The sequence below is a fragment of the Modestobacter sp. DSM 44400 genome (assembly GCF_900107175.1).
In the GTDB taxonomy this organism is placed as follows: domain Bacteria; phylum Actinomycetota; class Actinomycetes; order Mycobacteriales; family Geodermatophilaceae; genus Modestobacter.
The window spans coordinates 17,872-31,137 of the sequence record NZ_FNOZ01000002.1; the positions used below are offsets into that span (position 1 = coordinate 17,872).

13 protein-coding genes are annotated in these 13,266 nt (G+C 74.7%); 4 read left to right on the forward strand and 9 right to left on the reverse strand.

The features are described 5' to 3' along the window. Nucleotides 1–220: 220 nt before the first annotated feature. Genes BLW04_RS02360 through pheS form a run of 3 tightly spaced genes read right to left on the reverse strand, consistent with a single transcriptional unit; the run spans nucleotide 221 to nucleotide 4,663 of the window. On the reverse strand, nucleotides 221–1,126 hold the full coding sequence (locus BLW04_RS02360) for an SDR family NAD(P)-dependent oxidoreductase (RefSeq protein ID WP_254780969.1): 906 nt from the start codon (nucleotides 1,124–1,126) through the stop codon (nucleotides 221–223). Beyond that, nucleotides 1,119–3,599 carry a phenylalanine--tRNA ligase subunit beta gene (pheT, locus tag BLW04_RS02365; RefSeq protein WP_091536914.1) on the reverse strand — a complete coding sequence of 827 codons (2,481 nt, stop codon included), beginning with the start codon at nucleotides 3,597–3,599 and terminating at the stop codon, nucleotides 1,119–1,121. Before pheT ends, BLW04_RS02360 begins: the two co-directional genes overlap by 8 nt. Then, nucleotides 3,596–4,663, reverse strand: coding sequence for a phenylalanine--tRNA ligase subunit alpha (pheS, locus tag BLW04_RS02370; RefSeq protein ID WP_091536916.1), 1,068 nt, complete (start codon nucleotides 4,661–4,663; stop codon nucleotides 3,596–3,598). Before pheS ends, pheT begins: the two co-directional genes overlap by 4 nt. A gap of 150 nt (nucleotides 4,664–4,813) precedes the next feature. Between pheS and BLW04_RS02375 the strand changes: the two genes are divergently transcribed. Further along, nucleotides 4,814–5,653, forward strand: a complete 840-nt coding sequence (locus tag BLW04_RS02375; protein ID WP_091536917.1) for a DMT family transporter — start codon at nucleotides 4,814–4,816, stop codon at nucleotides 5,651–5,653. Between the two features lie 58 nt (nucleotides 5,654–5,711). Here BLW04_RS02375 and BLW04_RS02380 read toward each other — a convergent pair whose 3' ends face one another. From BLW04_RS02380 to BLW04_RS27990, 5 genes are all read right to left on the reverse strand, one after another. Continuing rightward, nucleotides 5,712–6,515: a TrmH family RNA methyltransferase gene (locus tag BLW04_RS02380; RefSeq protein WP_091536919.1), complete on the reverse strand. Its 804-nt coding sequence runs from the start codon at nucleotides 6,513–6,515 to the stop codon at nucleotides 5,712–5,714. 280 nt (nucleotides 6,516–6,795) lie between these two features. Continuing rightward, nucleotides 6,796–7,185: a 50S ribosomal protein L20 gene (gene rplT, locus BLW04_RS02385; protein ID WP_091536922.1), complete on the reverse strand. Its 390-nt coding sequence runs from the start codon at nucleotides 7,183–7,185 to the stop codon at nucleotides 6,796–6,798. A gap of 37 nt (nucleotides 7,186–7,222) precedes the next feature. Further along, nucleotides 7,223–7,417 (reverse strand): 50S ribosomal protein L35, encoded by a 195-nt coding sequence (gene rpmI / locus BLW04_RS02390; protein WP_091536924.1) that lies wholly within the window; start codon nucleotides 7,415–7,417, stop codon nucleotides 7,223–7,225. Nucleotides 7,418–7,517: 100 nt separating this feature from the next. Continuing rightward, nucleotides 7,518–8,219 (reverse strand): translation initiation factor IF-3, encoded by a 702-nt coding sequence (gene infC / locus BLW04_RS02395; RefSeq protein WP_217630801.1) that lies wholly within the window; start codon nucleotides 8,217–8,219, stop codon nucleotides 7,518–7,520. Between the two features lie 291 nt (nucleotides 8,220–8,510). Beyond that, nucleotides 8,511–8,909 carry a PH domain-containing protein gene (locus BLW04_RS27990; protein WP_091536927.1) on the reverse strand — a complete coding sequence of 133 codons (399 nt, stop codon included), beginning with the start codon at nucleotides 8,907–8,909 and terminating at the stop codon, nucleotides 8,511–8,513. On the opposite strand from BLW04_RS27990, the gene BLW04_RS02405 reads away from it, so the two are divergent. The 3 genes from BLW04_RS02405 to BLW04_RS02415 all read left to right on the forward strand — a co-directional run bounded on the left by BLW04_RS02405 (nucleotide 8,884) and on the right by BLW04_RS02415 (nucleotide 12,589). Continuing rightward, on the forward strand, nucleotides 8,884–10,089 hold the full coding sequence (locus tag BLW04_RS02405) for an MBL fold metallo-hydrolase (RefSeq protein ID WP_254780971.1): 1,206 nt from the start codon (nucleotides 8,884–8,886) through the stop codon (nucleotides 10,087–10,089). The genes BLW04_RS27990 and BLW04_RS02405 overlap by 26 nt on opposite strands. Nucleotides 10,090–10,818: 729 nt before the next feature. Next, the gene (locus BLW04_RS27995; protein WP_254780973.1) at nucleotides 10,819–11,397 is read left to right on the forward strand and encodes a YeeE/YedE thiosulfate transporter family protein; all 579 of its coding nucleotides are present in this window, start codon (nucleotides 10,819–10,821) and stop codon (nucleotides 11,395–11,397) included. A gap of 58 nt (nucleotides 11,398–11,455) precedes the next feature. After that, nucleotides 11,456–12,589 carry a uroporphyrinogen-III synthase gene (locus tag BLW04_RS02415; RefSeq protein WP_091536929.1) on the forward strand — a complete coding sequence of 378 codons (1,134 nt, stop codon included), beginning with the start codon at nucleotides 11,456–11,458 and terminating at the stop codon, nucleotides 12,587–12,589. Here BLW04_RS02415 and BLW04_RS02420 read toward each other — a convergent pair. Continuing rightward, nucleotides 12,571–13,113, reverse strand: coding sequence for a DinB family protein (locus BLW04_RS02420; RefSeq protein WP_175483871.1), 543 nt, complete (start codon nucleotides 13,111–13,113; stop codon nucleotides 12,571–12,573). The genes BLW04_RS02415 and BLW04_RS02420 overlap by 19 nt on opposite strands. Between the last annotated feature and the right edge of the window lie 153 nt (nucleotides 13,114–13,266).

Genomic DNA, 13,266 nt, shown 5'->3' on the forward strand with positions numbered 1-13,266 from the left:
GGTCGCGGCGTGCGTGACGGCGTTCTCCCGCGTGCCGATGCCCTCGGCCCGGGCCGATGCCGGGCCCCGCAACCTGGGATTCCACGGGCCTGGGATGCCCCGGCCTGGGACTCCACGGCCCCGTCAGCCGGGCCGGCTCCCGCTGCCGTCGATCGGGCCCTCGCGCAGCAGAGACTGCCCCTGGGCCGGTTGCCCACCACCGGCTGCACGGCCGGCCGCGTCAGTTGATCGGGTCGTCCTCCCCGTAGGGGCGCAGCCGCAGCTGCCGGCCCGCACCGGTCGGCGCCGTCGCCCGCAGGATGGCCAGATCGTCGGCCCCGGCGCGGAAGAACCGCCCCGACCAGGCGTCGAGCTCACCGGCGGCGATGGCGACGGCCAGGTCGACGACGTCCTCGGGCCGGGTCCACTCGGTCCGGCCCTCGTGCATCGGCATGGCCCGGGTCATCTCTGTGTCGACCACGCCGGGTGCCAGGTCGAACGCCCGCACGCCGTGCGCGGCGCCGGCCAGCGCGATGCCCTCGGTGATCCGCATCTGCGCGCTCTTCCCGGCGGAGTAGGCGCTGTAGACGTCACTCCCCCGCGTCCCGAGGCCGCTGGCCAGGCCGACCACCCGGCCGCCACCGCACGCCACCATCGCCGGGACGACGGCGCGCGCCAGCAGGAACGGCCCGCGCACCTGGCTCTCCACCACCTGCCACCACTGGTCGGGGTCGGCCTCCCACAGCGGGACCTCGGCCCCGTCGATCGAGCCGGCGTTGTTGACCAGCAGGTCGACCGGCCCCAGCTCGGCGGCGACCCGTGCCACGGCGGCGTCCACGGCCGCCCGGTCGGTGACGTCGGCGGCGACGGCCAGCGTGCGCGCGCCGGTCGCCGCGGCGATCTCGGCCATCGCCGTGCGCAGCCGGTCGGGGGTGCGGGCGATGCCGGCCACCGCGGCACCGCGGGCAGCCAGCCCCTCGGCGACGTACCGGCCGATGCCGGCCGAGGCCCCGGTGATCAGCGCGACGGTGCCCGCAAGTCGTGTGGCCCCGTCCAGGGCACCGCCCTGAGCGGGCGAAGGGTGGGGAGGACGGGGTCCTTCTACCTTCTCCGCAGGGTGGGGAGGACGGCGTCCTTCTTCAGCCACGTAGCACCGCCGCGGTGGCCGTGGCCGCGGCCGACACGGCGCCCTCGAAGGCCGCGCGGGCCTCCTCACCGGTCAGCGTGCGGTCCGGGGCGCGGAAGGTGAACGCGTACGCCAGCGACCGCTGCCCCTCGGGCACCGGCGGCCCGGTGTAGACGTCGAAGAGGCGCAGGTCCTCCAGCAGCTGGCCGGCGCCGGCGACCAGCGCGGCCCGCACGGCGGCCTCCGGCTGCTCGGCCGGCACCAGCAGGGCTGCGTCCATGTGCACCGGCGGGAAGCTGGACACGTGCGGCCCCACCGGGACCGGTGCCGGCGGCAGTGCGTCGGCGTCGAGCTCCATCGCGCAGGTGCGGGCCGGCACCTCCAGCGCCGCGCACACCCGCGGGTGCAGCTCACCGGCGTACCCGATGACCCGGTCGGCGCCGTCAACGGTGACGACCAGCTCGGCGCACCGGCCGGGGTGCCACGGCGCCCGCTCTCCCGCCCGCACGGTCAGCGCGACACCAGACGCGGTCGCGACGACCCGGGCGGCCTGCACCGCGTCGGCCCAGCCGGCCGGCCGTCCCGGACCCCACCAGCCGCGGGGCTCGCGGTGGCCGGTCAGCACGACGCCCACGTGCCAGGGCTGCGGCGGGACGGCACCCAGCAGCGTGGCCAGCACATCGTCGTCCGGACGGCGGTCGACACCGGGCACCGGCGCCTGGGCGCCGGCGCCCCCGGGGAAGACCACACCGTGCTCGAACACCGCCAGGTCGCGCTGCCCGCGGGCGAGGTTGCGCGCCAGGGTGGCGAGCAGGCCGGGCAGCAGCGTCGTCCGCAGCGCCGGTTGCTCTTCCGACAGCGGGTTGCGCAGCAGGGTCAGGGTGCGGCGGTCGTCGTCCTCGGGTACGCCGAGGTCGTCGAGCACCGCGGCACCGATGAACGGGTAGGACGGCGCCTCGACGTAGCCGGCGTCGGCCAGCGCCCGGCCGATGCTGCGTCGCCGGCGCTGGCGCTCGGTCAGCCCGCGACCGGGCGGTGCGGTCGGCAGCACCGAGGGGATCTCGTCGAAGCCGACGTAGCGGACCACCTCCTCGACCAGGTCGGCCGGGTCGGTGAGGTCCCCGCGCCAGGAGGGCGGGGTGACCGCCAGCCGGTCGCCGTCGGACTCCACCGTGGCGCCGATGGCCCGCAGCACGTCGGCGACCTGCCCCGGGGAGTAGGCGACCCCGGCGATCCGGCCGGGCAGCCCGGCGTCCATCGAGATGACCGGCCGCGGGCCGCGCACATCGAGGTCGACCGGTCCGCCGACCACCCGGGCGCCGCCGTGCTCGGCGAGCAGCGCGGCGGCCCGGGCCAGTGCCACGACCGTGACGTCGGGGTCGGTGCCGCGCTCGAAGCGTTTGGCCGCCTCGCTGGGCAGCTTGTGCCGCCGCACCGCCCGGGAGATCCCGGTGGGCTCCCAGTGGGCCGCCTCCAGCAGCACCGAGGAGGTGCCGTTGCCGATCTCGGTGGTGGCCCCGCCCATGACGCCGGCCAGCCCGATCGGGCCGGACCCGTCGGCGATGAGCAGGTCGTCGTCGGTCAGCGTCCGGACGACCCCGTCGAGGGTGGTCAACCGCTCCCCCGCCGCGGCGCGCCGCACGGTGATCGGGCCGGTGAGGGTGTCGCGGTCGAAGGCGTGCATCGGCTGGCCGAGCTCGAACATCACGTAGTTGGTGACGTCGACCGCCAGCGAGATGCTGCGGATGCCGCACTGCGCCAGCCGGCGGCGCAGCTCCCAGGGGCTCGACGCGGTGGGGTTCAGCCTCTCCATGGCCACCATGGAGAACCGGTCGCAGCGAGCCGGGTCGGCCACCTCGACGACCCAGCCGGGCTCTCCGGACCAGACGGGCGGGGAGAGCGCCGCAGGGTCGCGCCACGCGACGCCCAGCGCGCCGGCGAGGTCACGGGCGATCCCGCGCAGCGACATCGCGTAGCCGCGGTCGGGGGTGACCTCCAGGTCGAAGACCACGTCGTCCAGCCCGAGCAGGCCGGCGGCCGGGGTGCCCGGCGCCGGACCGTCCCCTCCCGAGCCGAGCACCAGGATGCCGGCGTGGTCCTCGCCGATGCCCAGCTCGCGGACCGAGCAGATCATCCCGTCGGAGACGTGGTCGTACGTCCGCCGAGCAGCGATGGCGAAGTCACCGGGCAGCACGGCGCCGGGCAGCGCGACGGCCACCAGGTCGTCGACGGCGAAGTTGCGGGCGCCGCAGACGATGCCCCGCGGTTCCGCCTCGCCGACGTCCACCTGGCAGTAGCGGATCGGCTTCTTGAAGCTGGTGAGCTCCTCGATCTCCCGCACCCGGCCGACCACCAGCGGGCCGGTGGTCTCCGGCGGGCGGTGGACCTCCTCGACCTCCAGGCCCAGGCCGACGAACGCCGCGTCGAGCTCCTCGGCCGTCGTCCCCGCGGGGATGTCGACGTACTCGCTCAGCCAGCTGACCGGGAGCTTCATGCCTGCACTCCGAACGCGCTCGTGAACCGGACGTCGCCCTCGACGATGTCGCGCATGTCGCCGACCCCGGAGCGGAACTGCAGGGCGCGCTCGATGCCCATGCCGAACGCGAACCCGGTGAACTCCTCCGGGTCGATGCCGCAGGCGGTGAGCACCCGCGGGTTGACCATGCCGCAGCCACCCCACTCGACCCACCGGGGGCCGTCGCGGTGCTCGGGGAACCAGACGTCGAACTCCGCCGAGGGCTCGGTGAAGGGGAAGAAGTGCGGGCGCCAGCGGGTGAGCGCGTCGCCGCCGAACAGCTGTCGGGCGAGGTGGTCCAGGGTGCCGCGCAGGTGCGCCATGGTCAGCCCGCGGTCGACGGCCAGGCCCTCGACCTGGTGGAACACCGGGGTGTGCGTCGCGTCGAGCTCGTCGGTCCGGTAGACCCGGCCGGGAGCGACGACGTAGATCGGCGGACGGCGCTCCAGCATGGTGCGCGCCTGCACCGGGCTGGTGTGCGTGCGCAGCACCAGTCCCGAGTCCTCGGGTGCCACGAAGAAGGTGTCGGCCAGCGACCGCGCCGGGTGATCCGGGCCGGTGTTCAGCGCATCGAAGTTCAGCCACTCCGCCTCGAGCTCGGGGCCCTCGGCCACCTCGTAGCCCATGCCGACGAAGACGTCGGCGATCCGCTCGGTCAGCGTGGTCAAGGGGTGCCGGGCGCCGAGCGGGGTGCGGTCCCAGGGCAGGGTCACGTCGACCCGCTCCTCGGCGAGCACCCGCACGTCCCGCTCCGCCTCCAACTCGGTCAGCCGCGCGGCGTGGGCATCGGTGACGGCGGTGCGCGCGGCGTTCACCCGCTTGCCTGCGTCGGAGCGAGCGGCCGGTGGCAGTGCTCCGAGCTCGCGGCGGGCCAGCAGCACAGGAGCGCGGTCACCGAGGTGCGCGGGCCGGACAGCGGCCAGCGCCTCCAGATCGGCGGCCGCGGCGAAGGCCTCGGTCGCCGCGCTCACCGCGGCCTCGAGGGCCTCCGCGGACAGCGCAGCGACCTGCTTGGGGTCATAGGGGTCGTTGGCGCCAGACACGGGAGGCCATTCTGCCCGGCGGCGGTCGCACTGCGCGCCCCGGTTCCGCCGGCAGGCCCGTCGGCGGAACCGCGGACCGGACGCGTCGGACCCGGATGCTAGAACGGATCGGTTGCGCAGCAGCGCACGTCCCCGCATCAGGAGGTCGGCGTGGCAGTGGTCCTGGCGCTGGCTTCGGCCGTCGTCTACGGCATGTCCGACTTCCTCGGCGGTCTCTCCAGCCGACGGGCGTCGGCGTTCGGGGTGGTGGTGCTGTCGCAGGCCGTCGGCCTGGTCGCACTGCTGGTCCTGTTGCCCTGGCCCGGCCCGGCCCGGCCGGCCGACCTGGCCTGGGGCGCAGCCGCCGGCCTGGCCGGAGCGGCGGGGCTGGTCGTCTTCTTCCACACCCTGGCCCGTGGGGTGATGAGCATCATCGCCCCGGTGACTGCGGTGACCGCGGCCGCCGTCCCGGTCGTGGTGGGGCTGCTGAGCGGGAACAGCATCGGCCCGTGGGCTGCTGTCGGCATCGTTCTGGCGCTGGTCGCCGTGATCCTGGTGTCCGCCGAGGGCGGTCTGTCGGCCCTCCGGACGGCACGACCGGCCAGCCTGGCGCCCGCGCTCGTGGCCGGCGCGGCGTTCGGCATCTTCTTCGTGCTCCTCGACCGCACCTCGGCGGACTCCGGACTGACGCCCCTGGTCGCGGCACGTCTGGCATCGGTGTTCCTCGTCGTTGCCATCGCCGTGGTCGGGAGGCAGTCGCTGCGGGTCGGGCGGCCGGCGCTCCCGCTCGTGGCGCTCTCCGGGGTCGGCGACATGACCGCGAACGCCCTGTTCCTCCTCGCCACCCAGCAGGACGGCCAGCTGGCCATCACGGGGGTCCTGGCCTCGCTCTACCCGGTCAGCACCGTCGTCCTGGCGCAGGTGCTGCTCCGCGAGCGCCTGGCCACCGCCCAGGTCACCGGCCTCGGGACGGCGGTGGCGGCCGTCGTGCTGATCACGCTGCCCGGCTGATGAAGGACCCCCTGCCCCCCACCGCTCGCAGGCTCGCGGCGGGCCCCTGCAGGGGGCCTCATTGGGCGAGCTGGGTGGCGTAGAGGCAGATGGCCGCGGCGACGGAGAGGTTGAGGCTCTCCGCGCGGCCGCGCATCGGGATGCGGACGCGCGCATCCGCCGCGGCCGCCAGCGCGGGGTCCAGCCCGCGGGCCTCGTTGCCGAACAGCCACAGCACCGGCGCGGCCAGCAGCCCGTCGCCGGCGGCCTCGTCCAGGGTCACCTCTCCCCCGCCGTCGGCGGCCAGCACGGTGATGCCGGCGGCCTGCGCCTGCGGCAGCAGCTCCGCCAGCGGCGCGCTGCGCACGACGTCGACGTGGAAGATGCTGCCGGCGCTGCTGCGCACCACCTTGCCGTTGTAGGGGTCGGCGGAGCCGGCGCCGAACACGACCGTGCCTGCGCCGCAGGCGTCCGCGGTCCGCAGCACCGTGCCCGCGTTGCCCGGGTCGGCCAGCTCGGCCAGCGCAACGGCCAGCCGCGGCGGATCGGCGGTCAGCACGGAGACCGGCACGTCGCGCAGGGCGCAGACGGCGATCAGGCCCTGCGGGGTCACCGTCTCCGACAGCGCAGCGGCGGCCCGCTCGGTGACCAGGTGCACGGGCACGCGGGTGCCGGCCAGCAGCTCGCGGTGCGCGGCGGCGGCGGCCTCGGTGACGAACAGCTCACGGACGACGTCCGGGTCGCCGACCGCCTCGGCCAGTGCCTCGCTGACCGCCTGCCGTCCCTCGGCGAGAAAGGCGCCGGCGTCGTCCCGACCGCCGCGCCGGGTCAGCTTGCGGGCCGCGGCGACCCGGCCGGAACGCTCGGTGAGCAGCTCGGTCACGGCGTCCTCCTCTCGGACGTGCAGAGACGACGACGCCGTCGCCGGCGGGTCGAGGTGACCCACCGTGCGACGGCGTCGACGGGTGGTGCGGGACTCGGCCCTCCTGCGGGGGGCAGGGTCAGGCCCCTTTCAGGGTCCCGCCCTGAGCGTGCGAAGGGCGGGGGGAAGGGGTCAGGCCCTCCCGCAGGGGCCCGCCGCGAGCCTGCGAGTGGCGGGAGGTCAGGCCCCTTTCAGGGTCCCGCCCTGAGCGTGCGAAGGGCGGGGGGAAGGGGGTCCTTCATCAGGCGGCTGCGGCGCCGGTCGCCTCGGGGTGCGCGACGAGGGCAGCCCGGGCGGACTCCACCAGGGTGGCGAAGGCGGCCGGCTCGTTGACGGCCAACTCGGCCAGGACCTTGCGGTCCAGCTCGATGCCGGCCAGCTTGAGGCCCTGCATGAACCGGTTGTAGGTCATGTCGTTGGCGCGGGCCGCGGCGTTGATGCGGGTGATCCACAGCTTGCGGAAGTCACCCTTGCGGACCTTGCGGTCGCGGTAGTTGTAGGTCGCGGAGTGGAGGAGCTGCTCCTTGGCCTTGCGGTACAGCCGCGACCGCTGGCCGCGGTAACCGCTGGCGGCCTCGAGGGTCGTACGACGCTTCTTCTGGGCGTTGACCGCCCGCTTCACGCGTGCCACGTGGAAGCTCCTGTCTGCTCGTTACGGGTGGGCGGTCTCAGAGACCGAGGAGCTTCTTCATCCGGCTGGTGTCGGCCGGGGACAGCACCTCGGTGCCGGAGATCCGGCGCTTCCGGCTCGAGGACTTGTGCTCGAACTTGTGCTGGTTGTTCGTGTGCTCACGCACCAGCTTCCCGGTGCCCGTGACGCGGATGCGCTTGGCGGCGCCCTTGTGGGTCTTGTTCTTCGGCATGTCGTCGGTCCTCGTCGTCTGTCGTGGGTACAGGCGGGGGCCCGAACGGGTCCTCGCCCGCACCGGTGCGTCTCGGCAGTGCGGTGGTGCGGTGCGCGGCTCAGGCCTGCGGGGCCTGCTCCTGCGCGGGGGCCGGGGCCCGCTCGGCCGGCGCCTGCTGCTCGGCCGGCGCCTGCTCGGACGCTGCGTGCTTCTCGGCCTTCGCGGTGCGTCGGACGGCGTCGGTGGCCACCTGGTTCCGGTGCGGTGCGATCACCATGACCATGTTGCGGCCGTCCTGCTTGGGGTTGGACTCGATCATCCCCAGCTCGGACACGTCGCCCGCCAGACGCTGCAGCAGCTTGTAGCCCATCTCCGGGCGGGACTGCTCGCGACCGCGGAACATCACGGTGATCTTGACCTTGTCGCCGCCCTTCAGGAAGCGCTCGACGTGGCCCTTCTTGGTTTCGTAGTCGTGCGGGTCGATCTTGAGGCGCAGCCGCATCTCCTTGATGACGGTGAGCGCCTGGTTGCGCCGGGCCTCACGGGCCTTCTGCGCGGCTTCGTACTTGAACTTCCCGTAGTCCATGAGCTTGACGACGGGCGGCCGGGCCATAGGGGCGACCTCGACGAGGTCGAGCTCGGAGTCCTGGGCCAGGCGCAGCGCCTCGCCGATCGGCACGATGCCGACCTGCTCACCCTCCGGGCCGACCAGGCGGACCTCGGGGACGCGGATACGGTCGTTGATGCGGGGCTCGGTGATGGCCTCTCCTCTGCTTCCTGCGGTGAGGAGCCTGCCCGCCCACCCCCGGACCGACGACAAAGGCCCCGTGAGCAGCTGCTCACGGGGCCCACTCGCCGGAGTACCGCGCGAGCCCGGTGGGCGCGTGCGGGGCCACCTGGCCGGAACAAGTCCGGCCCGGTGTTCCGGGGACCTGGACGCCTGCGCGGCACCAGGTGGGAGCGGGCTCCTCTTGGTCGGCGACCCGGGGCGGGGTCACCGTTCGATCGTGCGCCTCGATGTAGCGGGGGGAGGCGCACCCATGCTAGCGCGCCGGGGGGCTCCGATCATTCCCGGGTCGGTGCGAATCATTCCTGGGTCGGCGCGAGCTGGTCACTCGTAGAGCAGCTGCGTCCGGGTCGAGGGGTCCTCGGCGGGCACGGCGGCGGCGTGCAGCGCCCGTAGGCCCTGCACCGCGTCGAGCGCGCGCTGCTTGTCCGCGGCCTGCACGGCGAGCACGGCCACCTCCTCGCCGTTGGTCAGCAGCAGCGACGCCCATGGCGAGTGCCGGTCGAACCGCACGGCCCGCACGAACGTCCAGGGCAGCCGGTAGGAGCCGACGATGTTGCGGACGCCGACACCCTCGGCGTCAGCGTCGACCCGCGGCCGGGACACCCAGAGCACCCCTGCCCCGAGCGCGAGCCCGAGACCGACCATGGCGACCTGGTCGGCGGTGTGGAACGCGACGACGCCGGTGGTGGAGGACTTGAGCAGCACCGCGACGACGGTCATCACGACGATGATCGCGGTGGCCGCGCACGCGCAGATCAGCCGCAGCCGACGCGGGACGGCCGACACCGGACGGGGAGCGGGTTGGTCGGGCACCCCTCCATCCTGCACCGCCTGGCTGGCAGAGTGCCCGGACGTGGCGATCACCGGGACGGCGCAGCACCAGGCGTGGCGGCACAAGACCCTGCCGCCGGTCGAACAGCTGCGCCCGGATCTGTGGTCGATCCCGGTGCCGATCCCACACAACCCGCTGCGGTACGTCTCGGTCCACGCCTTCGCCGTCCCCGGCGGCATCTCGCTGCTCGACACCGGCTGGGAGAGCGAAGAGGGCTGGGCCGCGCTCACCGGCGGGCTCGCCGCCATCGGCGCCGACGTCACCGACGTCCGGGGCGTGCTCATCACCCACCTGCACTTCGACCACCTGGGGCTGGCCGCCCGCGTCCGGAAGGCCAGCGGCGCGTGGGTCGCCATGCACCCGGCCGACGCCGAGCTGGTCGTGAGCTGGAACGCCCGGGACGGCGCCGCGGCGGTCGCGGCGGAGATCGAGTTCCTGGTCGGACTGGGCGCCCACCGGGCCGACGCGGTCGCCGACGTCGGTCCGCCGGAGGCGATGGAGCGGTTCACCCGGATGGCCGCACCCGATCGACTGCTGGCCGACGGGGACCTCGCCGACCTACCCGGGTGGGCGCTGCGCGCGGTGCACACCCCAGGGCACACCCCCGGTCACCTGTGTTTCACCGAGGAGCGCACCGGGCTGTTCTTCTCCGGAGACCACGTGCTGCCGCGGATCAGCCCCCACATCTCCACCCGCGCCGAGGGGGACGACGACCCGCTGCGGGCGTTCCTGTCCTCGCTGGCCGCGGTGCGGGGGCGGCCGGCGACCGAGGTGCTGCCGGCCCACGAGTGGCGGTTCACCGGGCTGGCCGAGCGGGTCGACGAGCTCACCGACCACCACGAACAGCGGCTGGCCGAGCTGCTCGCCGCCATCCACGCGCACCCGCACAGCACACCGTGGGACCTCGCCGCACACCTGACCTGGTCGCGACCGTGGTCGTCCTACGAGCGGCGGATGCGGATCTTCGCCGTCACCGAGACCGATGCACACCTGCGACTGCTGGCCAGCCGAGGACTCGTCGTTCCGAGCGGGACGACCGTGCCGACCTGGACCGCCGCCGTTCGCTGACCCGTCCGCGTTTCCCGACCGGCGGGGTGATGATCAGTACGTGCCGAGCGCCCGCCCCGGGGCCGGCCGTCGTCCTACGGTGGGATCCTGTGGCCATCACTGCACTCCCCTGCCCGTTGCTGCCTGCGGTCGACCGGCTCTTCCCCACCGCCGGGCCGCCGCCGACCGCGGCAGCGGCGCCCCCGGTGCGCTGGGCGCCGCTGACCGTCGCGGCCCTGCTGGGTGCCGCCCCGGTCGGCTGGACGTGGAGCCAGTACGGCGGGCAGCGCGGGGTCTTCGCGCTGCTGGGCATCGCGCTGGGTGCGGCCCTGTTCCACTCCCGGTTCGGCTTCACCTCCGCCTGGCGGCAGCTGGTCGCCGTCGGCAACGGCAGCGGGCTGCGCGCGCACGCGGCGCTGCTCGACGCCACCGCCACCCTCTTCGCGCTGATCATCGGCACCGGCACCGGCCTGTTCGGCACCACACCGGCGCCGTCGGCCGGCACGCTCGGAATCGGTCTGGTCACCGGCGCGGCGTTGTTCGGCATCGGCTCGGGACAGACCAGCATCGTGCTCACGCTGGGTGGGTTCATCACCGGCACGGTGCTCTACGCGTGGGCCTACCCGCTGATCGACGACCTGCCTGCGCTGCCGGCGTTCGTCCTGGCCGACCATGTCGGGTGGGCCGGCTCGCAGCTGGTCACGATCGTCGTCCTCGGCGCGATCGTCGCGGTGTCCGCGGTGTCGCCGGGTGCCCCCGCCGAGCGCCGCACCGGATTCGGCCCGCGGATTGGCGCGGGTGCTGCGCAGCTCGTGGCCGATGTGGGTCGGGGCCCTCGTGCTGGCGGTCCTCGGCGCCGGCGTGCTGCTCACCTCCGGCGGCGCATGGGGCATCACCAGCGCCTTCACCTTCTGGGGCTCCAAGCTCCTCCAACTGCTCGGCCTGCACCCGGAGACCTGGGAGTACTGGCAGCAGCCGGTCCAGGCCACGTCACTGGCCGGCCCGGTGCTGGCGGACAGGACCTCGCTGACCGACCTCGGCATCATCCTCGGCGCCGCGCTGGCCGCGGCTGCGGGTGGCGCCTGGACCTTCCACCGGCGGATCCCGCTGAACACCGCCGTCGCCGCGGTGCTCGGCGGCGTGTTCATGGGCATCGGCGCTCGCCTGGCCAGCGGGTGCAACATCGGCGCCTACCTCGCCGGCATCGACTCCTGGAGCGCCTCGGGCTGGGTGTGGGGAGCGGCCGCGCTGGCCGGCCCCTGGCCGGGGCTGCGGGCGTGCCGGATGTTCGGACTCAGCGTCCCGGCCCCTCGCGACAGCGCGTGCTGACGACGGCGGGGCGGAGTCCGCGCGTTCGGCCGAGGGAACTCTCCCCGATCATGACGGGATGACGACGCTCGACAGCCCGGACGGCGCGACCCCGGCTGCGGAGCTGCTGCCGCTGGCCGGCTACACCGTCGGTGTGACCGCCGCCCGCAAGGCGGAGGAACTCGGGGGCCTGCTGGTCCGCCGCGGGGCGCGGGTGCTCTACGCCCCGGCCATCCGCATCGTGCCGCTGGCCGACGACGCCGACCTGGTGTCGGCGACCCGCGAGGTGCTGGCGGCGCCGGTCGACCTGGTGGTCGCCACGACCGCGGTCGGCTTCCGTGGCTGGCTGGAGGCGGCCGCGGCCTGGGACCTGCCCCTGCGCGACCACCTGGCCGGTGGCCGGGTACTCGCCCGCGGGCCGAAGACGCGCGGTGCGATCCGCGGTGCTGGCCTGGTGGACGCATGGTCACCGGCCTCGGAGAGCTCCGCGGAGGTTCTCGAGCACCTGTTGTCGGGCGCCGAGGGGCCGCTGACCGGACGCCGGATCGCCGTTCAGCTGCACGGGGACCCACTGCCGGCGCTGGTGTCCGGGCTGCGGGACGCCGGTGCGGACGTCGTCCAGGTGCCGGTCTACCGGTGGATCCCTCCGGAGGACACCGCACCGCTGCGCCGGCTGGTCACCGGGATCGCCGCACGTGACGTGGACGCCGTCACGTTCACCAGCGCGCCGGCCGCGGCGAGCCTGCTGCAGATGGCCGCCGAGGAGGGCGTTTGGGCCGGGGTGCTGGCCGCCTTCGCCGACGGCGTGCTGCCGGTCTGCGTGGGGTCCACGACGGCTGCCCCGCTGGAGGCCGCCGGACTCGCGACGGTGCAGCCGGAGCGGGCCCGGCTGGGCGCGCTGGCCCGCGAGGTCGTCGCCCGGCTGCCCGCACGCGACCCGGTGCTGACCTCCGGTCCCCACACCGTGCAGGTGCGCGGCCACGCCGCGGTGCTCGACGGGCGGTTGGTGGAGCTGCCCCCGGGCCCGATGGGCGTGCTGCGGGCGCTCGGGCGCCGTCCGGGCGTGGTGGTGTCCGCCATGGAACTGCTCGGCGAACTGCCCGGCGGCGGGGACCCGCACGCCGTGGAGACGGCGGTGACCCGGCTGCGGGCGGCGCTGGGGGCGTCGGTGGTGGAGACCGTGGCGAACCGGGGTCACCGGCTGGCGGTCTGACCCCTCCAGCCGTACAGGTCGCGGAGCAGAGCGATCTCGGCGGCGTGGTGGACCAGTTCGTCGAGGGCGTGCACGAACAGGTCGGCCCAGCGGGACTCGGCGTACGGCCCCCACGACGGACCGAGCAGGCTCCACATGCCCTCCTCGCCGAGGTCGGTCATCGCCGCGCGGAACGCGGTGACAGCGGTGCCGAGGTCGCGCAGCGCCGGCTCCGCGGTGCCGTGCCACTGGGTGCCGGCCACCGCCACCGGGCGCCCGGCCGGGGACCGGTCCAGGTAGCCGGCCAGGCAGTCCGAGCCGAGGTGCCACGTCCGCCAGGCGATGGTGGTAACCGGCGCCGGGTCAGGGTCGGGCCGGGTCCGGTCGACCTCCCACATGTCCCCCACCCGCCGCGCCGTCCACGCGCCGGACACCGGCTCCCACCGGTACTCCTCGTCCCCGAGTCCGGCCAGCCGACGGTCGAGCCGCTCCCAGGCGTCGTCGTAACCCCGGAGCAGGACGGGCAGCACGGCGTGTGCGGTCATGCCCGGGAAGGTAGGGCAGCGCACCGACATCTAGCCGCCGGCCATCCGGGTGCCCGGGCGCAGGTGGGCCACACAGGTCACCACGACGCACACGGCCTGGGGAAGTACTCGGCAAATCCTTCCCTGCAGCACCTCCGTTGTGCTCGCTCCGGG

Coding starts and splice junctions, on each gene's coding strand:
- pheT (WP_091536914.1), bottom strand. CDS start 3,599: ATGAAGCTCCCGGTCAGCTGGCTGAGCGAGTACGTCGACATCCCCGCG.
- rpmI (WP_091536924.1), bottom strand. CDS start 7,417: ATGCCGAAGAACAAGACCCACAAGGGCGCCGCCAAGCGCATCCGCGTC.
- BLW04_RS27990 (WP_091536927.1), bottom strand. CDS start 8,909: ATGACCGTCGTCGCGGTGCTGCTCAAGTCCTCCACCACCGGCGTCGTC.
- BLW04_RS02415 (WP_091536929.1), top strand. CDS start 11,456: ATGACGACGCTCGACAGCCCGGACGGCGCGACCCCGGCTGCGGAGCTG.
- BLW04_RS02420 (WP_175483871.1), bottom strand. CDS start 13,113: ATGACCGCACACGCCGTGCTGCCCGTCCTGCTCCGGGGTTACGACGAC.